25 protein-coding genes are annotated in these 23,585 nt (G+C 38.8%); 17 read left to right on the forward strand and 8 right to left on the reverse strand.

The features are described from left to right. Nucleotides 1–3 precede the first annotated feature (3 nt). Nucleotides 4–1,302, forward strand: coding sequence for an MFS transporter (locus RUH74_RS15430; protein ID WP_313801528.1), 1,299 nt, complete (start codon nucleotides 4–6; stop codon nucleotides 1,300–1,302). 100 nt (nucleotides 1,303–1,402) lie between these two features. Next, nucleotides 1,403–1,684 (forward strand): hypothetical protein, encoded by a 282-nt coding sequence (locus RUH74_RS15435; RefSeq protein ID WP_313801529.1) that lies wholly within the window; start codon nucleotides 1,403–1,405, stop codon nucleotides 1,682–1,684. 240 nt (nucleotides 1,685–1,924) lie between these two features. On the opposite strand, the gene RUH74_RS15440 is transcribed toward RUH74_RS15435, so the two are convergent. Further along, entirely contained in the window at nucleotides 1,925–2,353 is a 429-nt protein-coding gene (locus RUH74_RS15440) for a VOC family protein (protein ID WP_313801632.1), read from the reverse strand. 243 nt (nucleotides 2,354–2,596) lie between these two features. On the opposite strand from RUH74_RS15440, the gene nagA reads away from it, so the two are divergent. Genes nagA through RUH74_RS15470 form a run of 6 tightly spaced genes read left to right on the forward strand, consistent with a single transcriptional unit; the run spans nucleotide 2,597 to nucleotide 7,294 of the window. Next, nucleotides 2,597–3,754, forward strand: a complete 1,158-nt coding sequence (gene nagA, locus RUH74_RS15445) for an N-acetylglucosamine-6-phosphate deacetylase (protein WP_313801531.1) — start codon at nucleotides 2,597–2,599, stop codon at nucleotides 3,752–3,754. A 6-nt stretch (nucleotides 3,755–3,760) separates the two neighbouring features. Further along, a complete protein-coding gene (locus RUH74_RS15450) occupies nucleotides 3,761–4,504 on the forward strand; it encodes a GntR family transcriptional regulator (RefSeq protein WP_396230060.1) in 744 nt (247 codons plus the stop codon). A 5-nt stretch (nucleotides 4,505–4,509) separates the two neighbouring features. After that, nucleotides 4,510–5,223, forward strand: a complete 714-nt coding sequence (locus RUH74_RS15455; protein ID WP_313801533.1) for a sugar isomerase domain-containing protein — start codon at nucleotides 4,510–4,512, stop codon at nucleotides 5,221–5,223. A gap of 22 nt (nucleotides 5,224–5,245) precedes the next feature. Then, a complete protein-coding gene (locus RUH74_RS15460) occupies nucleotides 5,246–5,386 on the forward strand; it encodes an HPr family phosphocarrier protein (RefSeq protein ID WP_313801535.1) in 141 nt (46 codons plus the stop codon). A 1-nt stretch (nucleotide 5,387) separates the two neighbouring features. Then, entirely contained in the window at nucleotides 5,388–6,479 is a 1,092-nt protein-coding gene (locus tag RUH74_RS15465) for a DUF871 domain-containing protein (RefSeq protein WP_313801537.1), read from the forward strand. A gap of 20 nt (nucleotides 6,480–6,499) precedes the next feature. Beyond that, on the forward strand, nucleotides 6,500–7,294 hold the full coding sequence (locus RUH74_RS15470; RefSeq protein ID WP_313801539.1) for a glucosamine-6-phosphate deaminase: 795 nt from the start codon (nucleotides 6,500–6,502) through the stop codon (nucleotides 7,292–7,294). A 66-nt stretch (nucleotides 7,295–7,360) separates the two neighbouring features. On the opposite strand, the gene RUH74_RS15475 is transcribed toward RUH74_RS15470, so the two are convergent. Then, the gene (locus RUH74_RS15475; RefSeq protein WP_313801541.1) at nucleotides 7,361–8,698 is read right to left on the reverse strand and encodes a uracil-xanthine permease family protein; all 1,338 of its coding nucleotides are present in this window, start codon (nucleotides 8,696–8,698) and stop codon (nucleotides 7,361–7,363) included. Nucleotides 8,699–8,992: 294 nt separating this feature from the next. Here RUH74_RS15475 and RUH74_RS15480 point away from each other — a divergent pair, with 294 nt between their 5' ends. The 3 genes from RUH74_RS15480 (at nucleotide 8,993) to cyoE (ending at nucleotide 11,569) form a co-directional block, all read left to right on the forward strand. Continuing rightward, nucleotides 8,993–9,970 (forward strand): aromatic ring-hydroxylating dioxygenase subunit alpha, encoded by a 978-nt coding sequence (locus tag RUH74_RS15480; protein ID WP_313801543.1) that lies wholly within the window; start codon nucleotides 8,993–8,995, stop codon nucleotides 9,968–9,970. 125 nt (nucleotides 9,971–10,095) lie between these two features. After that, nucleotides 10,096–10,458, forward strand: a complete 363-nt coding sequence (locus RUH74_RS15485; protein ID WP_313801545.1) for a hypothetical protein — start codon at nucleotides 10,096–10,098, stop codon at nucleotides 10,456–10,458. 178 nt (nucleotides 10,459–10,636) lie between these two features. Beyond that, nucleotides 10,637–11,569 carry a heme o synthase gene (gene cyoE / locus RUH74_RS15490; RefSeq protein ID WP_313801547.1) on the forward strand — a complete coding sequence of 311 codons (933 nt, stop codon included), beginning with the start codon at nucleotides 10,637–10,639 and terminating at the stop codon, nucleotides 11,567–11,569. A 198-nt stretch (nucleotides 11,570–11,767) separates the two neighbouring features. On the opposite strand, the gene RUH74_RS15495 is transcribed toward cyoE, so the two are convergent. Further along, nucleotides 11,768–12,127 (reverse strand): DoxX family protein, encoded by a 360-nt coding sequence (locus RUH74_RS15495; RefSeq protein ID WP_313801549.1) that lies wholly within the window; start codon nucleotides 12,125–12,127, stop codon nucleotides 11,768–11,770. A 165-nt stretch (nucleotides 12,128–12,292) separates the two neighbouring features. On the opposite strand from RUH74_RS15495, the gene hemG reads away from it, so the two are divergent. After that, nucleotides 12,293–13,678, forward strand: coding sequence for a protoporphyrinogen oxidase (hemG, locus tag RUH74_RS15500; RefSeq protein ID WP_313801551.1), 1,386 nt, complete (start codon nucleotides 12,293–12,295; stop codon nucleotides 13,676–13,678). A 54-nt stretch (nucleotides 13,679–13,732) separates the two neighbouring features. On the opposite strand, the gene RUH74_RS15505 is transcribed toward hemG, so the two are convergent. The 4 genes from RUH74_RS15505 to RUH74_RS15520 all read right to left on the reverse strand — a co-directional run bounded on the left by RUH74_RS15505 (nucleotide 13,733) and on the right by RUH74_RS15520 (nucleotide 16,435). Then, nucleotides 13,733–14,968 carry a CynX/NimT family MFS transporter gene (locus RUH74_RS15505; protein ID WP_313801553.1) on the reverse strand — a complete coding sequence of 412 codons (1,236 nt, stop codon included), beginning with the start codon at nucleotides 14,966–14,968 and terminating at the stop codon, nucleotides 13,733–13,735. Between the two features lie 144 nt (nucleotides 14,969–15,112). Continuing rightward, nucleotides 15,113–15,496, reverse strand: coding sequence for a DUF1360 domain-containing protein (locus tag RUH74_RS15510; protein ID WP_396230067.1), 384 nt, complete (start codon nucleotides 15,494–15,496; stop codon nucleotides 15,113–15,115). Nucleotides 15,497–15,612: 116 nt separating this feature from the next. Beyond that, nucleotides 15,613–16,062 (reverse strand): hypothetical protein, encoded by a 450-nt coding sequence (locus tag RUH74_RS15515; protein ID WP_313801557.1) that lies wholly within the window; start codon nucleotides 16,060–16,062, stop codon nucleotides 15,613–15,615. After that, nucleotides 16,052–16,435 carry a hypothetical protein gene (locus RUH74_RS15520; RefSeq protein WP_313801559.1) on the reverse strand — a complete coding sequence of 128 codons (384 nt, stop codon included), beginning with the start codon at nucleotides 16,433–16,435 and terminating at the stop codon, nucleotides 16,052–16,054. The genes RUH74_RS15515 and RUH74_RS15520 overlap by 11 nt, the downstream gene beginning before the upstream one ends. A 305-nt stretch (nucleotides 16,436–16,740) precedes the next feature. Between RUH74_RS15520 and RUH74_RS15525 the strand changes: the two genes are divergently transcribed. The 3 genes from RUH74_RS15525 to RUH74_RS15535 all read left to right on the forward strand — a co-directional run bounded on the left by RUH74_RS15525 (nucleotide 16,741) and on the right by RUH74_RS15535 (nucleotide 20,992). Next, nucleotides 16,741–18,081 carry a YjiH family protein gene (locus RUH74_RS15525; RefSeq protein WP_313801561.1) on the forward strand — a complete coding sequence of 447 codons (1,341 nt, stop codon included), beginning with the start codon at nucleotides 16,741–16,743 and terminating at the stop codon, nucleotides 18,079–18,081. 314 nt (nucleotides 18,082–18,395) lie between these two features. Then, nucleotides 18,396–19,382 (forward strand): diaminopimelate dehydrogenase, encoded by a 987-nt coding sequence (locus RUH74_RS15530; protein WP_313801563.1) that lies wholly within the window; start codon nucleotides 18,396–18,398, stop codon nucleotides 19,380–19,382. A 158-nt stretch (nucleotides 19,383–19,540) separates the two neighbouring features. Continuing rightward, nucleotides 19,541–20,992: a PstS family phosphate ABC transporter substrate-binding protein gene (locus RUH74_RS15535; RefSeq protein WP_313801565.1), complete on the forward strand. Its 1,452-nt coding sequence runs from the start codon at nucleotides 19,541–19,543 to the stop codon at nucleotides 20,990–20,992. Nucleotides 20,993–21,076: 84 nt separating this feature from the next. Here RUH74_RS15535 and RUH74_RS15540 read toward each other — a convergent pair whose 3' ends face one another. Beyond that, a complete protein-coding gene (locus RUH74_RS15540) occupies nucleotides 21,077–21,262 on the reverse strand; it encodes a hypothetical protein (RefSeq protein WP_313801567.1) in 186 nt (61 codons plus the stop codon). Between the two features lie 180 nt (nucleotides 21,263–21,442). Here RUH74_RS15540 and RUH74_RS15545 point away from each other — a divergent pair, with 180 nt between their 5' ends. Both RUH74_RS15545 and RUH74_RS15550 read left to right on the forward strand, forming a co-directional pair. Beyond that, nucleotides 21,443–22,600 carry an ABC transporter substrate-binding protein gene (locus RUH74_RS15545; protein WP_313801568.1) on the forward strand — a complete coding sequence of 386 codons (1,158 nt, stop codon included), beginning with the start codon at nucleotides 21,443–21,445 and terminating at the stop codon, nucleotides 22,598–22,600. Nucleotides 22,601–22,707: 107 nt separating this feature from the next. Further along, on the forward strand, nucleotides 22,708–23,583 hold the full coding sequence (locus tag RUH74_RS15550; RefSeq protein WP_313801569.1) for a branched-chain amino acid ABC transporter permease: 876 nt from the start codon (nucleotides 22,708–22,710) through the stop codon (nucleotides 23,581–23,583). The last annotated feature ends 2 nt before the right edge of the window (nucleotides 23,584–23,585 follow it).

The raw sequence follows: 23,585 nt of genomic DNA on the forward strand, positions 1-23,585 counted from the left end.
ATTTTGGAAGATGCATTGAAGCTGAAAAAGGCAACCTATCATTTATGGACATTTACGATAAGTAAACTTATTTCTACATTTGGGGCAAATGTATATTCATTTGCAATTAGCTTCTATATTTTACAAATGACAGGATCTGCAACAAACTTTGCAGCGAATCTGATTTGCAGTATTTTGCCTCGAACGCTTGCGGCACCATTTGTTGGCTATGTGGCAGATAATTATTCACGGAAAGCCATTGTCATTTGTTCACAGATTGCAACAACGATGGCAATTGGAGGTCTTCTGATCGTAAGTTTAAACATAGGTCTTTCTCTTATTGCTATTTATACAACCACTTGTATTTTGTCTATCACGTCCACGTTTTCTGGCGTTACATTTTCGTCATCGATTACTGGCCTTGTTGATGAAGCGCGGATCCAGAAAGCAATGTCTTTAAACCAGATGTCTATTTCCTTGGCCTCCATTGGTAGTCCGGCGGTAGGGGGGCTTCTCTACGGTGCTGTTTCTATGCCGGTATTCCTTATTATCTATATGTTTGCCTCCAGTATAGCCATCATTCTTGAGTCAACGATGAACTTCAAGCTGTTTGCGAAAAGGAAGGAAAAAATTGAAGGAGAGAAAAAAGAAACGATGTGGCAAAGCATGAAAGCTGGATTAAATTATTTAAAATTGCAGCCATTATTAATCATCGTCATCTGGGTTGCCCTTCTTATTAATTTCCTCTTCGGCGCATTTGAAGTGGGTTATTCCTATATTCTTATTGAAAAGTTAAAAATGACTTCACAGCATTTCGGGCTTACACAAGGTTCATTTGCAGTAGGTATGCTAGTAATGTCGCTTTATTTTTCAGTAAGGAAAGAAGTGAAATTCCCACTCCTGGTCTCAAAAAGGGGGATAATAGGAATGGGAGCAATGATTGCAGGGATTTCAATCCCGCTAATGATTTCACTATCACCGAATGCTATTTTTGCTTATTATATTGTACTTATGTTCGGTTTCGGTATCATTCTTATGATTGTTAACACACCATTGCAAGTAATGATGCAAAAACAAATAGATGACGACTACAAAGGTCGCGTTTTTTCTTTATTTGAAACAGCAGCAATGGCCCTCATGCCTCTTGGAATGGTATTGTATGGTTTCTTATACGATGTGTTGCCGGCACAGTGGATATTAATCATTACAGCCATCCTTTTAATCGGCGTAGTCCTTATACTTGCCAGACCAGCTATCGTTAGAAAGGTACATCCAGAACTTTCCGATGGGAAAGAGCCAAAGCAAAGAGTGGAAACCGTATAAGGAAAAAGAACTAAAAACTTAAAGAGTCGACTTTTTTCTTTTTTCTTCCTGTATAATTACTTTACATTTGAAAATGGAATTTTAGTCGAGGTGAATTCAGGTGAAAAAGGGGATGGCTGCTCTCGGATGTTTTTTTATCGCAATTGCTGCTTTTTTGTATGTGGCGAAACATATAACTGCTGCCTTAATGTCTGCCTATATTAATACGCCAGAGGTCACTTATTATGAAGGGGCACATGAATTAATTGGTTTTGGCATGACATTCTGGACACTGCTCTCGCTTCTTGCAGGAATCCTTTTTCTGTTTATCGGCATATGGCCATCTATAAAGGGATTGCTTCAGGTGAAGAATTCAAATAGCAGGATAAGCAAAAACATATAATAAAAAGAGGAAATAGGTTCTCGATGAGAGAACCTATTTCCTTTTTTGATTATCAGAAAGTGTAACATTAGAATGAGAGAATTGTTTAGCGTAAGCGTCCTCGCCTATTAAACTTCAGGCCCACTCCGCAACGATTGCGTCAACATCGGTTCGTTCTCGCTCACCGTGTTTTCTTTATCCCAGTCGCGGTTCTTCCAGTTTGCACGGAAAGATGGCCAAGGCGCTTGCGCTTTTCTAAGATTACATGCCTGTTTGTCCACTGTCATGGCTTAATTGCCAGCCAATGCCAAATTTATCAGTTACTTGACCATAGCATTTGCTCCAGAAGGTTTCTTGAAGCTCCATGCCGACAGTCCCGCCTTCTTTCAATTTATTAAATAAAGATTTAATTTCGTCGATGTCCTTGCTGACAATGGCAAGGGTAATGTTATTTCCTTGGGTGAAAGGCGATCCAGGAAAAGTGTCAGAAAACATAACGGTACTCCCGCTTATAGTTAGGCGGGCATGCATAACTAAATTTTTTGCTTCCTCTGGAAGCGGAAATTCTGGGTTTGGCGGTGAATCACCAAATGCCATAATTTGCGGTTTTTCAGTACCGAAAACATCTGCATAATATTCTACAGCTTCACGGCAATTTCCATTAAAAGTTAAGTAAACTTCTACTGCCAACATCACCACTCCTCTAAAATCATCATTATCGTACAACACTCATTATAACCATTAAGCGGCAAATCCAATATAAATTTTATAAAAAAAAGATTAAATAATTAAAAATTTAGACTTTTCTTTTTATTATACGTACTCTATAATTGGTATAGACAACTATACCAATTAATTTAATTTAAGGAAAGTTGAAACATCTAAGGGAAAAAAATTTTCATTATCTATTTGGGCCTTTTAGGAGCTGTTTAAATGGAAAGAAAGATTCTCATTTCCAATGTCACAATTGTTAACTATGATCAAGCAGAATGTATTGGCAGTATATTTCTTAAGGATGGCAAAATCGAAAAAATAGGTAAAGACTTACAAGTTGATGCAAATGAACATCTAGACGGGACGTCGAAAGGATGGGTAGTGTTTCCTGGTTTTATTGATATGCATATTCATGGCTCAGAAGGCTTTGACGCGATGGACGCGACAGATGAGGCAATCCGTGGAATGGCTCATTCCTTAGTGAAGGAAGGAACGACTGGCTTTCTAGCAACGACGATGACACAATCGATTCATGCGATAGAGGATGCATTAGTAAGTATCAGTCATTACGAGAGCGATATGGATGGAGCAGAGCTGTTAGGTGTACATGTTGAGGGGCCTTTTATATCAAGAAGATGGGCTGGTGCCCAGCCTGTGGAGCATATTATTGAACCATCCATTGAACTATTTAACCAATGGCAAAAGCTTAGCAGGCATCGGATCAAGCAAGTTACGATTGCACCAGAGATTAGGAAAGGATTTGAATTTATTAAAGCGTGCAGTAAGAAGGGGGTACTTGCATCGATCGGCCACTCAGATGCAACAGCAGAAGAAGTGGAAAGGGCAGTTGAATTAGGAGCAAGACAAGCAACACATTTATTTAATGGGATGCGCCCTTTTCATCATCGTGATCCAGGTGTTGTTGGGGCAGTGCTGCTTGAGAAAAGGGTAAAGACAGAGGTGATTGCTGATTTTTTGCATAGTCACACAGATGCTTTAAACCTTTCTTTTCGTCTAAAAGGGGCAGAAGGGATTATCTTAATAACAGATGCTATGCGTGCAAAAGGGCTGCCATATGGCTCATATGATTTAGGAGGACAATCGGTAACGGTAACAGAAAGTGGTGCCCATCTCGCAAATGGAGCTTTAGCCGGGAGTGTGCTATCAATGGATCAAGCGGTTCGCAACATGAAAAAGGCTACAAATTGCACATTACAGGAACTGGTCGCCATGTCATCTGCTAACGCAGCTAAACAGCTTTGCCTTCCAAATAAAGGATATATTGCAGAAGGCTTTGATGCTGACTTAGTTATATTGGATAAGTCGTTGAATGTACAAAAAACCATCTGCCGCGGTCGTATTGTTTTTGAGAAATAATTGGTAATGGAAAGGAATGAGAAAGGCTTGATAGATAAAGAATCTCGTGTGCCCATCTATCTCCAAATTGAAGAGTTGCTGAAGCAGCGTATTTATCTAGAAGAATATAAAATTGGCGAAAATATCCCTTCAGAGCGTGAGTTATCTGAACAGTTAAAAGTGAGTCGTATGACTGTGAGGCAATCCATAACAAACCTTGTGAACAATGGACTTTTATATCGGGAAAAGGGAAAAGGCACGTATGTTGCTAACCCAAAGCTAGAGCAGCCTTTAAATGGATTAACCAGTTTTACGGAGGATATGAGGGCAAGAGGAATGGAACCTAGCAGTAAATTAATCAACTTTGAGAAAATGATTCCGCCTGTTGATATCGCAAGAGAACTTCAGCTAGAACAGGATGAACTCGTTTTTCATGTCATTCGTATCCGGAATGCAGATTTAAAGCCGATGGCTATTGAAAGAACCTATATTCCTGTAAAGATTTTCCCAGAATTAGATGAGAAGAAAATGATGGGTTCCCTTTATGCATTAATTGAAGCACAATCTCATCAAAAAATTGGAAATGCAATTCAGCAAATGGAGGCAGCAATTGTTACAAAGGAAGACAGCAAATATTTGCAAATTAGTACTTCACAAGCTGTGCTTATTATTAAAAGGATTAGTTTTCTAACAGACGGTGTTCCTTTTGAATTGGTACGCAGCACGTATCGTGCAGATCGATATAAATTTATAAGTGAAATTAAGAGGTGAGGAGCATGCAGTCATATTTCGTAGAGATTCAACGCCTCTTGAATAAAGTATTCGAGCAGGAGCAAGGACAAATTGAAAGCGCTTCAAAGATCATTGCAGCGTGTATTCAAAACGGGGGAATTCTCCAAATATTTGGCTGTGGCCATTCCCATCTTTTGGCGCAGGATGCTTATTATCGGGCAGGAGGACTTGTTCCAATTCGCCCAATCACAATCGAACCATTAATGCTTCATGCAGGTGCGCTAACTTCTTCGAAAAATGAAAAGGATCCCTCATTTATAAAAAATCATTTGGAGAACTTTGAGTTCGAGCAAGGAGACGTTCTTATCGTTATATCAACCTCCGGGTGTAATCCTGTACCAATCGATGTTGCCCTATTAGGGAAAAAAGCCGGAATAACCGTTATATCCCTCCAGTCATTAGAGTATCAGGAGCAGCAGACGAGACACGAAAGCGGGCATAGACTGGAAGAAGTGGCAGACCTCGTATTAAATACACATATACCAGTTGGCGATGGAATATTAAACCTTCATGGTGTTCAATATGGGCCGGCTTCAACTGTGATTGGTTCTGCAATCTTGCATGCCTTATTTAGCCAAGTGATAGAATCCCTTGATATGGATAGATTGCCAGTTTTTCAGAGTGCTAATGTCTCGACCAACCAAACTGCTAATATTGCCCTAATTGATCAATATAAAGACCGTATTAACTTTGAATAATGAAATAGGGAGAGGTTTTATCATGGAAAAAAGATTTAAAATTACTGCACCGGAAGGCCTTCACGCAAGGCCATCGCCGTTTGTTGCAATGGCAAATAAAGCAGCCAAAACAGGGAAAACAAAAGGCAGCCATGCTGACACGTCAACGAACGTGAGGGTATAGGATGAGGAGACTAGGAATTTCTATTTATTCTCAACATGGGACGTTAAATGAGATAAAGGATTATATCAAGCTGGCGCATGCGAATGGTTTTGATCGAATATTTACCTGCTTAATGTCTTTAAAAAATGATGAGGAGAGAGAAAAGCTTCAGCAGCTAAATCAATTTGCGCATACACTTGGATTTGACATTTATGCAGATGTTGCTCCTCCTGTTTTAGAGGAATTAGGATTAAGCTTTCGAGAAATTTCTCAGCTGAAGGAATCGTATCATCTTGATGGATTGCGGTTAGACATGGGGTTTTCAGGGCAGGAGGAAGCATTCATGTCATTGGATGCTTCAAATATGAAAATCGAATTAAATAGTAGCAATGGAACAAAATATGTGGAAAATGTTTTGTCCTATAAGCCGAATTTAGAGAATATTGTTGGCTGTCATAACTTTTATCCAAGGAAGTATACAGGACTTTCACGCAGTCATTTTATGAGCAGTTCAATGCTTTTTAAGAAGAATCATATTCGGACGGCTGCAATGATTTCATCACAGGCTGCGAAATTTGGACCTTGGGAAGAAACACCATTTGGCTTGCCAACATTAGAGGAGCATCGTCATCTGCCAATCGTCGTTCAAGCAAAGGATTTATGGCATACAGGCTTAATTGATGATTTAATTATTGGGAATATGTATGCTTCTAAAGAAGAGCTTGAGGCATTGGGCAGCTTGAATCGCAATAAGTTGGAGTTACGAGTTAAAACTTCATCCCTGACAAGTTCTATGGAAGAAAAGGTAATATTTGAGGAACATCATTTTAATCGTGGCGATGTATCTGAATATGTCATTCGGAGCACACAGCCTCGAGTAAAATATAAGAACGACTCTTTTCCTGCCCATGATACAGGAAATATAGAACGAGGAGATGTTACGATCGATAATGATTTAGACATCCGTTATAAAGGGGAACTGCAAATTGCTTTAAAAGCCATGCCTAATGCTGGCTGTACAAATGTTGTAGCAAAAGTAGTGCCTGAAGAACATGATTTACTAGATCAAATCCAACCGTGGGAATCATTTCGTTTTGTAAAAATTGATGATTGATGAGCAAGGGGGTTGAGCACATGTTTGATTGCTCAATCCTTTTTATTGTATTAGTATGGAATCATATGCAGCACTATTATGAATTATTTCAAGATAATGGAAGGAGAAGGGTGGCTATAAAACTAGAAATCATTCAAAATCAAGGGGAACTGTTCAATCGGGCAGTTGACATTATTTCGAATTCTTTAAAGAATGGGGCAAAGACTTTCGGATTAGCAACTGGAGGAACCATGCTTCCCCTTTATGAACGTTTAAGGAATAGTGATTTAGATTTTTCTACTTGCCAAAGCGTTAATTTGGACGAATATGTTGGCATTCCGAAGGAGCATCCTGAAAGCTATCATTCTTATATGAATAGACAGCTTTTTCATGCGAAACCGTTTAAAGTGATTAATATACCTAACGGGGAAGCGAAGGATATACACAAAGAAGCAAATGATTATGAAGAATTACTAAAAACGTTAACAGTTAACCTGCAAATCATTGGTGTTGGTGAAAATGGCCATATTGGTTTTAACGAACCGGGAACACCGTTTAATAGTGAAACACATGTTGTTGAACTGGCTGCATCAACTAGAGAAGCGAATGCACGATTTTTCGATTCAATTGAAGAGGTACCAAAAATGGCTATTACGATGGGCATCTCCACTATTCTGCGCGCAGAGTGTATTCTGCTAATAGCCACTGGCGAGAAAAAAAGATATGCGATGGAAGCTTTATTAAAAGGGGAAATAACTGAAGACATACCAGTAACAAGTATTTTGCAGCACCCGAATGTTATGATCCTAACAGATTTGGATCTAGATGTAAGATGAAATAAAAAGGGTCATTCAAAAGTCTTTTTCTGACTTTTGAATGACCCTTTTCTTATATAGTTGATACTAATGTATTTCACCTGATGCAACTGTTTTTTCACGTTCTTTTGGAATGATTAGATTAAGGATGACGGTAGCAATTGCACCAACTGCAGTTCCTGAAGATAAAATATAATTTGCAAAGTCTGGTACGCTATTTAAAAGCTCCTTCGGAAGAACAATTGTGCCAATTGTTAGTAGGATCGGAACGCCGATCACCATCATATTACGGTCATCGATAACTACATTCTGAATGACCTTTAATCCATTCATAACAATGGCCACACAAACAACACCGAATATACCGTTGATGACTGGCTCTGGAACACATGTAATCACAGCGGATAATTTTGGAATTAAGCCTAATGCCACAAGAATAATCCCGGCACTGATAATTGCCATTCTGCTTGCCACACCAGTGATAGCGATAATTCCAGCATTAGAGGAATAGCCAGTCATCGGTGTTCCTCCGAAAAGTGAACCTACAAAACAGCCAATTCCCTCTCCGAAAGATGCACGATTCAATCTTTTGTCATCTAATTTACTGTCGGTTACAGTTGAGACTACAAACCATGTTCCGGTTGTTTCAATTAAAATAACTAAATAAATAAATACCATCGTTAAGATTGCTTGCAAATTAAATACTGGTTTCCCGAATGGGAAGAAGCTAGGGAGTGAAAACCAAGCTGCTTCTTTAACAGAAGAGAAATCGACTGAGCCGAAAATGGAAGCTGTAATTGTTCCAGCAATAATAGCAAGGATAACGGATACTAGGCGGAAGAATGTGCCATATCCTTTTTTCTTACGGCCAAGAAGAATACAAATGATTAACACTGCTGCAGAAACAAATGCAATTAACACATTGTGTCCGATATTTCCTGGTGCACTATAGATACTGTTAAATGCACTAGGCATTAAGGAGATTCCGACAATAACAATGACTGTTCCGCCCACTAGAGGTGGAATTATTTTCTGTACAGCTTTTGCGAACCATTTTAGCGGGTATCCGAGGATTGCGATAATCAATGCTCCTGGGAGCAGACTTCCAAATACTGCGCCGAGGCCGAGCTTGCCGCCAATCGCAGCTAAAGCCCCAATCGGGACATAGGATGGACCTTGGACTACGGGCAGGCGAAGACCTCCAATGGTTTGAATAAGTGTAGCTAGTCCTGCTGCAAGGAAACACATTTGAATGAAAAAAGTGGTATTCATTGAATCTAATGCGAGTAAACCAGCAATGATAATAGGTGCAATATATAAATCCATCGCAAGTACATGCTGCATGCCAAGCAGAAATGCTTTTCCCCAACTGATTTTTTCATCTACTCCGATTAAATTGTTCGTGTTTTTTGTGTTTTGTTCCACTGTATGAATCTCCTCCATTACTAGTCTTGGTTAATATATGAAAAGAATAAAGAATAACAAAATGTAGTAAAGTTGTAGAATTCCTTGAATAACAGCGGATTACCTTATGTTCGAAAAGTAAACACTGTTTGTATGTTGAAAATCATAATTGAATTATAAATAAGGAATTTAAAAATGTAAATATAATTTACGTACATTTATTTTAAAAAATATTTTAACGTTCGTGTTTTTGTTGACTTTGGAAGTTGCCCTTCATACAATAGAGATAATGATAGTAACGGAGGGAAGGAAAATATGATTTTAGAAGATAATGCTTTGCGCAATGATTGGATTGTTGCTTGTAAATCATCAGATATTAAAGACGAGCCTGTGCAGGTTATATTAATGGGAGAACGAATGGTCATTTTTCGAAATGATGAAGGAATTCATGTTTTCAAAGATTTATGTATTCACAGAGGAGCTGCACTCTCGCTTGGATGTGTAAAAGATGGAAATCTAGTATGTCCCTATCATGGATGGGAGTATAATTCTGAAGGAACATGTACAAAAATTCCTCAGCTGCCAGAGGGAAGATCGATTCCATTAAAGGCAAAGGCAATTAAATATTCTTGCAAAGAGGCTTATGGATTTGTTTGGGTAAATTTTAATAATAATCAGCCAACATTCTTTTCATATCCAGAATTTTCGGATGAAAGCTATCGAAATGTACTTTGGGGACCTCAGGAGGTAAATGCCAATCCGCCAAGAATTGTTGAAAACTTTCTTGATGTTGGTCATTTATCTTTTATACATGAAGGATTTTTAGGTGTACAAGAGCATCCGGTAATTAGTGACTACAATGTAAATGTAGCCGAAGATCGGATTTTCTCCGATGAAATTGCTGTATTTCAGCCGGATCCAGATGGAACAGGGCAATCGAAGGATGTTTACTACACATATGAAATTGTTCGTCCATTAACTGTTCGTTTCACAAAAAGGGATCCTGATACGGACAATAAAATGACGATTTTACTTACGATCCTTCCGGTTGCAGAAGGAAAATCAATCGCCTATGGAATTATGTCATTTAACTATGAAACAGGTACGACTGATCAAGAAATTATTGATTTTCAAGATATGATTTTTGCTCAGGATAAGCCGATTGTTGAAAATCAGAAACCGGAGGACTTGCCGCTAGATTTGCAAGTGGAGTTATCTTTGAAATGTGATCGAATGAGTATTGCTTATCGTCAATACCTAAAAAAACTTGGAGTTACACTTGGGACGGAATAACTATTTTAGAAAGACTCGTCATTAGCTGATGGGTCTTTTTTGCTTAGGGGAATTTGTCGAAACTTGCAGTTTTATGTATAATAATATTAATTATTTCAAAAAGCGTGATCTTTGGAGGAAAAAACTTGGGTAAATTGTATGATATTACTTTAGAGGATGAGAAAGATACGTTATATGTAAAAGCGCGTGGTTTCTTTAAAGAAGAGGATGCCAAGGTATACTTAAGTGAGTTTCAAACAATGGTAAATACGATAGATCCATCGTGCTATAAATTAATCGTGGATGCACGCGAACAAGAAGCGGTTGATAAGAATGTATTGGCGGATATTGTTGCAGTCTTAAATATCTATATACGAGCAAAGTTTAAAAAGCTGGTAATTGTTAATCCCAAATGCCAGGTTTTAAAAAAACAAGTAGAAGAATGTGTGAAAAAAGTGAACTTTGAAGGAACATTTGTTTGTTCACTTGAAGATGCTTACAACTTATAATAATGAAGAAAGTGGGCGATTAACCCACTTTTTTTATTAGTGAATGGCATCAGAGTTGTAATGAATGAAAAAACACATGGAAAAAACAACATTTTAGCCGAATAGAAATGACTTTTCATTGAAAATGAAGTAACATTGTATATGGACTTTTAAAACAAATTCTTTGGGGAGGATATAGATGAATAAAGAAATTGCACCATCTCCACAGAAGGCTGCACTATCAAATCATCAACATACATCTTCGATGCTTGCTGATCTAAGAGCACTTTTTAAAGCGCCCGTTTTAATTGCTAATGTTCTCCCAGTTTTTAGCGGGTTTTGGCTAGCGCTTTATTTTACGGGTGTTTCTTTTATAGATTATTGGCAATTATTTTTGTTAACGATGATCGGAAGTACATTAGTTATGGCTGGTGCCCTCATTATTAATAATTGGTATGATGTGGATATTGACACCATTATGGACAGAACAAAACATCGGCCTACAGTGACGGGGAATATTCCTTTAAAAGTAGTTTTGACCATGGGGATTACTTTCTCGATAATTGGTTTTATCTGTTTGCTTTTTACAACGATTGAAGCGGTCATTTATGCGTTTATTGGCTGGTTTGTTTATATTGTATTATATACAATGTGGTCAAAAAGAAAATACACATTAAATACGGTTATCGGCAGTGTTTCAGGAGCGGTTACGCCCCTGATCGGCTGGACTGCTATCGATTCTGGATATCATTTAGTTCCAATCGTATTATTTCTTATCCTTTTCATTTTTCAGATGCCGCATACGTTTGCTATCGCCATGAAGAAGCATAAAGAATACGAGGCAGCTAAGGTTGCCATGCTTCCTGTTGTTTATGGGTTTGAAATGACAAAAAGGCAAATGGTTATTTATATTGCCTGCTTGCTCCCATTGCCATTTTTCCTTGCTTCCCTTGGAACAGTGTTCATGGTAATTGCGACATTAATTAATCTCGGCTGGCTTGCTGTGAGTATCAGCGGATTTTTTACAAAAGATGATATGAAGTGGGCACAGGTGAACTTCCTTTATTCGGTTAATTATATAACAATCTTATTTGTTATGATGGTGATTGTTACGTTGCCTATATTTAATTAGGACAAATATGAGAAAGGCTCAGTTATAGAACTGAGTCTTTTTTGTCGTTAATGAAGGCGAGAAGCAGCTATTTGATAGCATCAACAAAAAGACCGCGCAACAAATGTGAATGCTTGAGGGATACAAAGTGTCCACTCCAAACAAACACAATAGGAGGAAATGTCCACGGCCGGTGCCAGGCACCGGCCGTGGACATTTTTATGGACGTTTGTAAAGGATGAATAGTAAGACGAGCATAATGATATCCAGCCTGGCATTAAAAGCAAATGACATGAATCCGGTGTGCAGAATTGGAATCTTAGTTAATAGCAGTGCTGCAATCATAATGGTGATTAAAGGAACGGTCGCATGTTTCACTTGTTTATTTGCCAAGATAAGAATGCCGCAGATAATTTCAATAAGTGAGACGGAATACATTAGAAAAAGGGGAAAAGGCAGCCCTAAACTATTAAAATAATTGCCTAGCTCATCACTAACTAATTTCATCACCCCGGAAGTAATAAACACATATGCCACCGAATAGCGAATGAAATGAATCGCTGATAATGCGGTATTCAAGTACATCCCTCCTTCTTACAACTGTATGCATGAACTGGGACAAACAATACTGGATTTCTTATGGTGCTCGAAAGGAAATCGTCAAAAAATGTCCACGAAGGGTATCCAGCATCTTATGGTATAATGAAGCGGTTGAACTCAGTATATAAATAGAGGTGTGCATAAATGAAAACAGTCTTAGTCATCGGCGGAGGTGTAACTGGTTTATCCGCGATGTATGAATTGCATAAGTGGAAAAAGGCTAACCAATCAGATGTAAGACTGATTCTTACAGAAGCCTCAAGTGACCTTGGCGGAAAAATACGTACAGTGAATGAACATGGCTTTCTTATGGAAGCGGGAGCAGACTCAATCGTTACCCGAAAAGCAAAGATGATGTCATTCATAGAAGAACTTGGTTTAGAAAACGAAATCGTTTATAATGCTTCCGGCCGTTCGTTCATCTATACGGATGGAGAAATAAAGCCGATCCCTTCGGATGCCGTTTTTGGCATTCCGGCCAGTATAGAATCTTTAGCAAAAAGCACGCTTATTTCTGCAGAAGGAAAAGTGGAAGCATTAAAGGATCTTTACACGAAAAATGAAACATTTACGAAGAATGATTCAATAGGTGAATTTCTGGAGTATTTCCTTGGAAAGGAAATCGTTCAAAAGCAGATTGCTCCAGTGCTTTCGGGTGTTTATTCCGGGAAACTCAGCGATTTAACGATTGCCTCTACTCTCCCGTATGTGTTTGATTATAAGGAAGAATACGGAAGCATTATGAAAGGCTTTGAAGCGAATAAAAAGAAATTCCAAAGCGGTGGCGGACAAAAATTTATTTCATTTAGAAATGGCTTAGGCGTACTTATCGATGCGTTTGAACAAAAAATTGAACAAGCTGAAATCCTTAAAGGGATGGAAGCAAAAAAGATTGAAAAGGCCAACAATCGTTACCAAGTAACCTTTAGCAATCAAGAGATCATTGAAGCTGACCATATTGTACTGGCTATTCCGCATTCAGCTGCAGAAAACTTGATTGATGATGAAGCGATCAAAAGAGAATTTTCCACATTAGAGAATAGTTCGCTTATTAGTGTGTATGTTGGGTTTGATGTACCTGATCATGTTCTTCCAGAGGATGGAACAGGTTTTATTGCTGCGGATGATCATGAACTTACGTGTAATGCCTGTACATGGACAAGCAGGAAGTGGGGGCATACTTCGGAAAATGGCAATCTCTTAGTCAGACTATTTTATAAAAGTGTTCACCCTGCCTTTGACTCGTTAAAGGATCTGAATGAAGAGGAATTGCTTCAAGTGGCGCTAGAAGATATTAGAAAAAGTTTGCAGATTGATGCGGTGCCCGTTTCTAGTCTAGTGACAAATTGGTCCGATCAAATGCCGAACTATTTGATCACTCATCGTCAAAGCGTTGAAGCTTTAGAGAAGAACTTGGAAGCTGCTTATCCTGGAATTGCCCTTGCAGGCTGTTCTTACTATGGTGTTGGCATTCCTGACTGTATTGAGAATGGCGAAAAGACAGCAAAAACGATTATTGAATGCATGTAAAAAACATATATTAATAATCATTTAACCACCTTTTACACAGCAAAGAAGCCTTGACTAAGCGATCGTTGTCGAGGCTTCTTTGCTTTTTTGCTGAAGAACGTATTGATCACGGCCTGCGCCAAAACCAGCAATGGTCATTAATAAGGATACAGCGCCCAATAGGAATAAAGGAATCGTCCATGAATGGAATAAGTCGAATAGGAAGCCAATGACAAATGGACCAAGGGCGGCAAGCAAATAACCAATACTTTGGGCCATACCTGATAGGTCAGCAGCCTGTTTCGCATTTGCTGCCCGAAGACCAATAAGGGTTAAGGAATGACTAATGGCAGCACCAAGGGCAATCCCCAGAAAAATGATACTAATGGTAGAAATGATTATATTCCCGCTTGAAACAAGACCAGCCAAGCCGATGAGACAAAAGGCACCAATTCCAAGTGCGATCCCTTTTTGGTTAGGAAGCCGGTCAGCAAGAACAGGAATAATAAAGTTTGCAGGTAAGCCAGAAAATTGAAGAAGTGTGACCATCCAGCCGGCTGTAGAAATACTCATGCCTTCACTGTGAAGAATTTCAGGCAGCCAAGCGGTGAAGCTGAAATAGACCATTGATTGAAGACCCATGAAAAAAGTGACCTGCCAGGCTATAGGTGAGAGCCAAATGGATGAATTTGCTGATTCTAAGGGAGGAAGAGTTGCAGAAATCCTTTTGTTTTTTAATTGTGGAAGCCAAATAATAATAGCAATGAACACGAGAATAGTCCAAACGCCAAGTGACACTTGCCATCCTAAGTTCATTCCTTCAGCAAGCGGTGTACTGAGTCCAGGAGCCATTCCTGCCCATAATCCCATAGAGAGTGTATAGATTCCTGTTAATAATCCCACCTTTTGAGGGAAGCTCAGTTTAACAATACCAGGTAAAAGAACATTGCATATAGCGATGCCTAATCCGATTAAAACAGTTCCAGTAAATAAAAAGACAAGTATGCCAATGGAGCGCATGATCATGCCAGTACCTAGAGTCATTAAACCAATAAGTACACACCATTCGTTGCCGATTTTCTCGGCAAACTTAGGAGTAAAAAGCGACATGATTGCAAAAGCAATTAGCGGGAGTGTGGTAAGTAAACCAGCCAACCCATTCGATATGCCAGTATCCGCACGAATGGAGCCTACTAAAGGACCAACGGCAGTAATAGCAGGTCTCAAAGTAAAAGCAATAAAGATAATCCCAACCATTAACAATGTCTTCCCATTTGTTGTAGAACGAAAGTTCCAATTTCCTTTCAACATGCTTTCTCTCAGTCACCAGCCTTTCCTATTCTACAGCTTCATGTAGTAGTCATACTTTCGTGCTCTTTCCAAATTCCGGTATTCGAATAATTATAATGAATATTCTGTCATTTGCATAGACCAAAATGGAAATATATGCAAATACTATTTCTTGCTTTGTTTAATTTTTTCATTATACATTTCTGTTTTCTTTATATTCACTCCAACAAATGTTTCTATTATTGCTTGACCACCTGCTATCGCAAGAATAAAAATAACGTATTTAGCAACGGTAGGAAACAATAAGTACATTAAGCCGAGAAGAATGGCAGACCAAACCCCCGTACACCAGTAGCAAGTTAATAAATATCCAACCATTGAGGTAGGAATCTTTTTAATCTCATGCGCTTCCGTTTCTGTTTTCTTTAAAAAAATATCTCTCAAAGGCTCAGCAATTTTATCAAAAACAATTAAGTGTGTTAATCGATAACTGGCTAAGACAATCATCATAAAGGCTATCCAAGATACTTCCACTAAGTAATCCTCCATTTCACGGTGCAGCATAGGTGCAGCATATTTATTAATTTTTCCCATTCGATTAATTCTAGCCAAGTAATAATATATAAACCCATAAAAAAAAATGCAGCTGAATTTCCGCTGCATTTTTATTTAAATATAGCTTTTATTATTTCATCTGTCGTCATTCCACTTTCTAAATCATAGGTCCCAGGTCGTAATTTGGTTGATACGCCGCGCTTCTCAACTTCATTGAAAAAATCCTTGGCACTTTTAATGATATGAGCTTTTTCAAGCGCTTTGCCAACATCGATACTTGTCATCCCTAAAGTGACTGTCAGCATGGTCCGGTAAACTATTTTTTCTTCATTTGGTTTTTGTTCGGCTGGTTTAGCAGCAGCAAGCTGCTTATTCCATTCCTCTTCTGTATGAACGACATACCCTTTTGATGCTAATGAGCTTTTCATTTCGTCTTCTGTCATTTTTTCAGTAACAGTCTTGCTTGCTGTTTCATTTGATCCCAAGTAATAAACAGCCCCGCACAGACTTGCTGCGATTATTAAACCTGCTGCTAAGCTGCGCATTTTCTCAGCCTTCATTTACATCAGTGCTCCTTTCATCCTTTGTTTTTATATAAGGAGAAAGGAAGTTCTCTACCTCTTCAATCGTTCGCTGCTTTTCTGTTGCGATACTCTCAAATGAATATCCGCGCTTATGTAGATCAAGCATCTCTTTCAATAACGTTCGATGCTCAGGAGAATCCGCTAAAATTCCTGTTTCATGAACAATAATTTCTGTATCAAACTCCACATTGCGAATTTGCTCCTGCAGCTGATTCACTTCGTTCATTAATGAAAAGGAAACCTGATCTATATGCTGCTCTAATTTTGCTTCGGATTGCTTTGTTTGAAGAAACGACAATATTAGCAGAACGATAGCTGCCACAAATATAATACCTAACATCCAACCCATCTGTTTATGACACTTCCTTACTTGAATCTAGTATCTTGCAGTTTCCTATTATACATGGTTTTGATCAGGAATTCATTTTAAAAGATTAAAATAAAGCGATAGTCTTATGTTTATGTCAGAAATAGGTGAAGGTGGTATATTTTTATGTGTTTTTATTGAAACAATCTATAATTTTTAATGATGAGTGAATTTAATTGATTGATATTTATAAGAATATCAATATTCTATAATTTATTTTCTGAATTTTTTATATAAAATGAATATATAGATAGTAATTACGAGTAATTAAAGGGGAGGATAATGAAATGGGAATAGAAAATAAGCCTGAGATTCAGTCTGATGCAAAGATAAGTACCCAGCAATCTATAGGGACGTGGAAATTTTTTATTTATAGTTTTATCGGTGCATTTATGTTTTTCGTACCTGTAACGATTAGTGGGAAAAATTCCATAATGCTTGATCATATCGTTTCCTATATTCAGGAAAATGCGGCATCTACTGTTCCATACTATGCATTGGCTGTGATTGCAGCAGGTGCGGTTTACCCATTTTTATCGGGAAAGTGGAAAAAGTCAGCAATTGATATTGTATTTTCTATTTTTAAAGCAATTGGATTAATTGTTGGGATCATGCTGGTTTTTAATTTCGGCCCAGCATGGCTGTTTGATCCAGATATGGGACCGTTTTTATTTAATAAGCTCGTTATTCCTGTGGGCTTGCTCGTGCCAATTGGGGCAATTTTCCTCGCATTACTGGTCGGATATGGATTGCTAGAATTTATCGGTGTCTTAATGAGACCGATTATGAAACCAGTTTGGAAAACACCGGGACGGTCGGCTATTGATGCCGTTGCTTCATTTGTTGGCAGTTATTCCTTGGGCTTGCTTATTACAAATCGTATTTACAAAGAGGGAAAGTATACTGCGAAAGAAGCGGCTATTATAGCCACTGGTTTTTCTACCGTTTCGGCTACCTTTATGGTCGTTGTTGCAAAAACCTTAGGATTAATGGATATTTGGAATACTTATTTTTGGATTACATTGATTGTGACATTCCTTGTAACTGCAGTAACCGTCAGAATCTGGCCTTTATCTAAAATTAAAAATGAATATTACGAAGGCTCCACTCCGCAGCCAGAGGAGAAAGTGAAAGGAAATCTGTTGATCGCAGCCTGGAAGGAAGCAAAGGAAACCGTTGCTGATGCGCCAAAATTAATTGATAATATGTGGCTGAATAGTAAAGACGGGCTTCTAATGGCAATGGCTATTCTTCCCTCAATATTATCGATTGGGCTATTAGGGCTAGTGCTTGCAGAATTTACCCCGGTCTTTGATTGGATTGGCTATATTTTCTATCCATTTACTTGGGTGCTACAGCTACCAGATCCGATGCTTGTAGCAAAAGCAAGCTCACTTGGAATTGCAGAAATGTTCTTGCCAGCGATGCTCGTAACAGAATCAGTATTAGTAGTGAAGTTCGTTATCGCAGTTGTTTCTGTTTCTAGTATTATTTTCTTCTCAGCTGTTGTCCCATGTATCGTGTCAACAGAAATACCACTTACGATTTCGCAGCTGATTATTATTTGGGTACAGCGAGTTATACTGACACTTATAATAGTTACTCCAATTGCTTACCTGCTATTGTAGATCCCATTGTCTGTCTATGCTATACAAAAATGTATGGCAATAGGCAGACTCTTTTTCTATGTATAAAGGAATTTGTCGGTCTGAGCCTTTGTGTACGAAGCAATAACCAGCGTAGTGAAATGAGGCAGACCAGCATTTACATACTTGGCTGTGAGTAGATGCTTATGAAAGTTTTTTGTAACTAAATAATAGAAATATAATAAATTTTGCTGAGAATTTCGAATTTCTTTTGTTGAGTAACGTATTAAAAAAAGGTAACATAGAAAAATAGGAAACAAGTATCCTAGAATGAATCGAGATACGGGGGGAAAACAATGAATAAACAAATAAAAATAGGGATTGTTGGCTATGGAAACCTTGGGAAAGGCGTAGTTTCATCAATAGAACAAAGCAGCGACATGATCGTAGAAGGTATATTTACTAGAAGATCACCAGAAAGTATCTCTGTTAATAATCCTAATTTGAAAGTTTTGCATATTTCCCAAGCAGAGGCGTATAAGGACGAGATTGATGTCATGATTTTATGCGGCGGGTCAGCTACAGATCTGCCAGAGCAGGGTCCACAATTTGCGAGGGATTTCAACACGGTGGATAGTTTTGATACGCATGCGAAAATTCCTGAATATTTCGATTCGGTTGATAAAGAAGCACGAGAAAATGGAAAGACAAGCATTATTTCTGTCGGCTGGGATCCAGGCCTATTCTCGATTAATCGCTTAATGGCTGAAGCTATTCTGCCAGTGGGTGAAACATATACTTTCTGGGGAAATGGAGTTAGTCAAGGCCACTCGGATGCCATTCGCAGAATTGAAGGCGTAAAGGGTGCTGTGCAATACACCGTGCCTATTAAAGAAGCTGTTGAAAAAGTTAGAAGCGGGATGAACCCTGAACTATCCACAGCGGAAAAGCATCTTCGTGTTTGCTATGTAGTAACTGAAGAAGGCTATGATCAAGCAGAGATTGAAAAAGAGATTAAAACCATGCCAAACTACTTTGCTGATTATGAGACAGAAGTGAATTTTATTTCTGAAGAGGAATTAAAAGACAAGCATTCTAAGCTTCCACATGGCGGGTTTGTTATTCGCGGAGGGCAATCTGGAGAAGGAAACAAGCAAATAATTGAATTCTCATTAAATCTAGACAGCAATCCTGAATTTACTTCAAGTGTGCTCGTTGCTTATGCACGTGCGGCGTATCGTTTAAATAAAGAAGGACAGGTTGGTGCGAAATCTGTGTTTGAAGTTCCTCCTGTTTACTTGTCGCCAAAATCAGCAGAGGAATTAAGGAAAAACTTACTATAATTTCAATAAATTAAGAAAATGTCACAGATCTCATCTGTGGCAATTTTTTTGTTCAAGAATTTCCCTTTTGTTGGATCAATATCCATTATATATTGTAATTAACGTTTATTTAGTGTAATATTACACTAAATTAGTCGAAGGAGAGGAAGTCTGGTTTGATGAAAAAAGCTTGGTTTTTGCTTGCGTATTTTGGCTTCATCCCATTTGGATTATCGTTTTTAACATTTGCATTAATGAGCGTGGGGCTGGATGAGGTAATGCTCACATCCATTTTACCTCTTGTGATTGGCGGAGGGGTTATCGGTTATCTAGTTATAAATAAACAAAAACAAAGGGATCATCTAGGGGCAGGAATAAACTTATTTTTTATTCCCATTGCCTATACAGCTATACTATGGGCTATTTTTATGGTGATCAGCAGTGGTTTTTATGGAGCGGATGCTTGGTTTATTTTTGCGATTTCCCACATCGCTTTTGCTCCCATCTATTTTATGGCCTCTTTTATGGGGATAGGCGGTTTATTTATTTGGGCACCATTAGCATATGAGCTGTCATTTTTATTAGGAGCCCTTTTGGCTGCTATTTTAAGAAAAGAACGTCCAGTATTTAATAAAAAGCAATTATTGGTAATTGTTGTCATCTTATTCCTAGGCTTCGGAACGGGTGGAGCCATTCAATGGAAGCGAAGTCAAACGGTTTTGCCATCCTATGGCTTTGACTATGGCGGGGGATATTCAAGTACAGATTTAACGCCATATGAAGTAACAAACCCAAATAATAGATTGCCACAACTCGATTCCGCTTCTACGTTTACGATAAAGAATCAAAAGGATATGCCGGTTTTAGATGGTGCTGAAGCTGCCTTTCCTGTTTACTCCGCATTTGCAAATGCTGCCTATGAAAATATCAGTAATAGCAATGTAAGCGGAGAAAAAGTCACCTTTACAAATACGATCTATGCATATGAACGACTGCTATCAAAGGAGGTAGATATATACTTCGGTGCGGAGCCATCTGCGGAGCAGCTGAAAATGGCTGAAAGGGCAGGAAAGGAACTAGTCATGACACCGATTGGAAAAGAAGCGTTTGTGTTCTTTGTTAACCCCGATAATAAAATAGACAATTTAAGTGTGACTGAGATTCAAGGTATTTATGCTGGGGAAATTAAGAATTGGTCAGAATTGAAAGGGAAAAAAGAAAGAATCATCGCGTTTCAACGGCCTAAAAACTCTGGGAGTCAAACCCTTTTGGAAAAGATAATGGGTGATAAAGCCATAATGAAGCCGTTAAAAGAAGAAGTTCCTGCAGGGATGGGTGGAATACTGGAGCAGGTGGCTGATTATCGGAATTATGATAATGCGATTGGGTTTTCCTTCCGCTTTTTTGCAACTGGAATGAATCCCAATCCTGACATTAAACTGCTTGCCATCAATGGCATCGAGCCAAGTCCCGAAAATATTTCAAGTGGAAAATACCCATTCACTGCTTCTCTGTATGCCATCACCTTAAAGGATAATCCTAATCCGATGATTTCCCCCTTTCTTGAGTGGATGACTGGTCCGCAGGGGCAGCAGATTGTTGAGGAAATCGGATACGTTAAACAGCAATAAACATTCATGAGCCACTGCTCAAAACCAAGTATGTAAATGTTGGTCTGTTTAATTTCGCTATGCTGGTTATAAAGGCTTGATCAATTAATCAGACCAACAAGTTATTTTTACACTGAAAATGCTAGGCTTATAGGCCATTCTCTCGTTAATAGCCCGGCATTCTTTTAGGGCAGAGCCCATCTCTCCTATTAAATTGGCAACAACCCCTTTATGCTCCAAAGCTGCAGGAGACATTGAAATAGGGCCATCCACATACAATTCCGTTTGCACGTCCCCGATAAATTGAAAAAGTTCGTCTAAAGAATATCCTTCTTTTCCTTTTTACACCGCAATTGAAGGTTTACTTTCAATAAGTGATAGAATAATTTGTTTACTTTTTACTAGTTTTGTACTTTAATAGTTATATGATTTTGAAAATTTATACTATTTGCGAAACTAGGGGGTTTGACAATGAAGATGAAGAAATGGTTCCAGTTCTCTGTATTGTCCAGCATGCTCGTTTTGTCAGCATGCAGCGGCGGGGGAGAACAGACAGCAGGTGAGAAAGAGGGAAAAGGCGGAAGCGGTGGAGCGATTAAAGCTGACATTGGTGTAGTTTCTTATATCAGCGGCCCTGGTGCAGCATATGGGGAGGCCATAACAGGCGGATTGAAACTAGCACAGGAGGAGATCAATGCCAAGGGAGAAGTGGATATTAATCTAATCATTGAGGATTCTGCCGGCAAGCAGGATCAAGCATTAACTGCAGCGCAAAAGCTAATGAACTCTGAAAATGTTACGGCAATTATCGGACCTACCCTGAGCACGGAAATGAATGTGGTCGGACCGGAGGCGGATTTAAGCGGCGTGCCCATTATGGGTACATCAACAACAGCAGATGGAATTCCGCAAATTGGTGATTATGTCTTCCGTAATTCGATTCCAGAAGCATTGGCGATTCCAGCATCCATGAAGAAAGCTGTTGAGAAATATGATGCGAAAAAGGTAGCTATTTTATATGGGAATGATGATGTATTTACAAAGTCGGGCTTTGACACGATGAAAAAAGCGGCAGAAGATATGGGACTTGAAGTTTTAACAATCGAAACGTTCCAAAAAGGCCAATCTGACTATAATGCCCAATTAACGAAAATTAAAGGCTTAAATCCAGATATGATTCTTTGTTCAGCTCTTTACAACGAAGGAGCTGTAATTATGGATCAAGCCCGAAAAATGGGCATTGATGTACCATTTGTTGGCGGGAATGGTTTTAACTCTCCAGAGGTCATCAAAATTGCAGGGGATGCGGCAGATGGATTAATCGTTGCCACACCATGGTATGGAGAAAAGGATGATCCGAAAGTAAAAGAATTTGTCAGCAATTTCGAAAAAGAATATGGCAAAAAGCCTGACCAGTTCGCTGCACAAGCTTATGATGCGCTCTATATTATGGCTGAGGCGTTAAAAAATGCAGGTGAAGCTGATCGGGATGCTCTTCGTGATGCATTAGCAGAGGTGAAAAACTTCAATGGAATTCTAGGCATGATCTCCTTTGATAAAGATGGAGATGTCGTGATGGAGCCTACTGTATTAGTAATTGAAGATGGTGCATTTAAAATTTTCGAGTAGTCATTTCTCTTAAGAAAACCATCAGCGAGTCTTAATAAAGTCTTCGCTGATGGTCATTTTTCCATATTCGAGTGATGGATAAAAAAAGTGTAAGAAGGTGAGACAGCATGCTAATAGAACAATTAATCAATGGCATAACGCTAGGCAGTATTTATGCGATCGTTGCCTTAGGCTTTACCCTTGTTTTCGGAGTACTTGGCATTATAAATATGGCACATGGCGAAATCTTTATGTTTGGTGCGTTTATCGGTGTCCTTGTTACAACCTCTCTGCAATTGCCGCTTTGGCTGGGATTTTTAGCAGCCATTCTGATCACAGCTGTCATGGGCTATATGCTGGAGCGCTTTGCTTTAAGACCGCTTCGACACAAGCAAGGGGTTTCGCATCTGGCACCTTTGATAAGTACAATCGGGGTCTCTATTTTACTGGAAAATCTCTCCCACCATCTATTTGGTGCAGGAAATCATCCTTTTCGTGCGTCATTCGCTGAAATCAATTTTCAAATTGGGTCCATTACGATCTACTTAGTTCAAATTGTTATCTTTGTTATTTCAGTCATTTTGATGATGTCTCTTTCTTTCTGGCTAGGAAAAACGAAAGCAGGCAAAGCTTTACGAGCGACAGCAGAAAATCTTGAAACAGCAAGCCTTCTTGGTGTAGATACGAAAAGAATTATTACAATGACCGTCATCATTGCATCAGCAATGGGTGGAATTGCCGGTATTCTTGTGGGGATGGCCTTTAATTCTGTTACCCCGCAAATGGGATTATCAATGGGATTAAAGGGACTTGCGATCATCATCCTTGGCGGCATGGGCAATGTGAAAGGAGCGATGGCAGGAGGACTGATCCTTGGCTTGGCAGAAACCTTCATCGTTGTTTACGGAGATTCTGGCTACCGAGATGCCATTGCCTTCTTGGCCATAATCGTCATTCTCCTGATTCGGCCTCAAGGATTATTTGGCCAAAAAATTTCAACGTAAGA

The sequence above is a fragment of the Cytobacillus sp. genome (assembly GCF_032154635.1).
Classification (GTDB): domain Bacteria; phylum Bacillota; class Bacilli; order Bacillales; family Cytobacillaceae; genus Cytobacillus.

Excerpts from the sequence above, each read along its gene's own strand:
- RUH74_RS15450 (WP_396230060.1), top strand. The coding sequence starts at position 3,761 with ATGGAAAGGAATGAGAAAGGCTTGATAGATAAAGAATCTCGTGTGCCC.
- hemG (WP_313801551.1), top strand. The coding sequence starts at position 12,293 with ATGAAAACAGTCTTAGTCATCGGCGGAGGTGTAACTGGTTTATCCGCG.
- RUH74_RS15470 (WP_313801539.1), top strand. The coding sequence starts at position 6,500 with ATGTTTGATTGCTCAATCCTTTTTATTGTATTAGTATGGAATCATATG.
- nagA (WP_313801531.1), top strand. The coding sequence starts at position 2,597 with ATGGAAAGAAAGATTCTCATTTCCAATGTCACAATTGTTAACTATGAT.
- RUH74_RS15525 (WP_313801561.1), top strand. The coding sequence starts at position 16,741 with ATGGGAATAGAAAATAAGCCTGAGATTCAGTCTGATGCAAAGATAAGT.
- RUH74_RS15460 (WP_313801535.1), top strand. The coding sequence starts at position 5,246 with ATGGAAAAAAGATTTAAAATTACTGCACCGGAAGGCCTTCACGCAAGG.
- RUH74_RS15530 (WP_313801563.1), top strand. The coding sequence starts at position 18,396 with ATGAATAAACAAATAAAAATAGGGATTGTTGGCTATGGAAACCTTGGG.
- RUH74_RS15505 (WP_313801553.1), bottom strand. The coding sequence starts at position 14,968 with ATGTTGAAAGGAAATTGGAACTTTCGTTCTACAACAAATGGGAAGACA.
- RUH74_RS15520 (WP_313801559.1), bottom strand. The coding sequence starts at position 16,435 with ATGGGTTGGATGTTAGGTATTATATTTGTGGCAGCTATCGTTCTGCTA.
- RUH74_RS15510 (WP_396230067.1), bottom strand. The coding sequence starts at position 15,496 with ATGGAGGATTACTTAGTGGAAGTATCTTGGATAGCCTTTATGATGATT.
- RUH74_RS15480 (WP_313801543.1), top strand. The coding sequence starts at position 8,993 with ATGATTTTAGAAGATAATGCTTTGCGCAATGATTGGATTGTTGCTTGT.
- RUH74_RS15455 (WP_313801533.1), top strand. The coding sequence starts at position 4,510 with ATGCAGTCATATTTCGTAGAGATTCAACGCCTCTTGAATAAAGTATTC.
- RUH74_RS15535 (WP_313801565.1), top strand. The coding sequence starts at position 19,541 with ATGAAAAAAGCTTGGTTTTTGCTTGCGTATTTTGGCTTCATCCCATTT.
- RUH74_RS15515 (WP_313801557.1), bottom strand. The coding sequence starts at position 16,062 with ATGAAGGCTGAGAAAATGCGCAGCTTAGCAGCAGGTTTAATAATCGCA.
- RUH74_RS15550 (WP_313801569.1), top strand. The coding sequence starts at position 22,708 with ATGCTAATAGAACAATTAATCAATGGCATAACGCTAGGCAGTATTTAT.
- RUH74_RS15545 (WP_313801568.1), top strand. The coding sequence starts at position 21,443 with ATGAAGATGAAGAAATGGTTCCAGTTCTCTGTATTGTCCAGCATGCTC.
- RUH74_RS15465 (WP_313801537.1), top strand. The coding sequence starts at position 5,388 with ATGAGGAGACTAGGAATTTCTATTTATTCTCAACATGGGACGTTAAAT.
- cyoE (WP_313801547.1), top strand. The coding sequence starts at position 10,637 with ATGAATAAAGAAATTGCACCATCTCCACAGAAGGCTGCACTATCAAAT.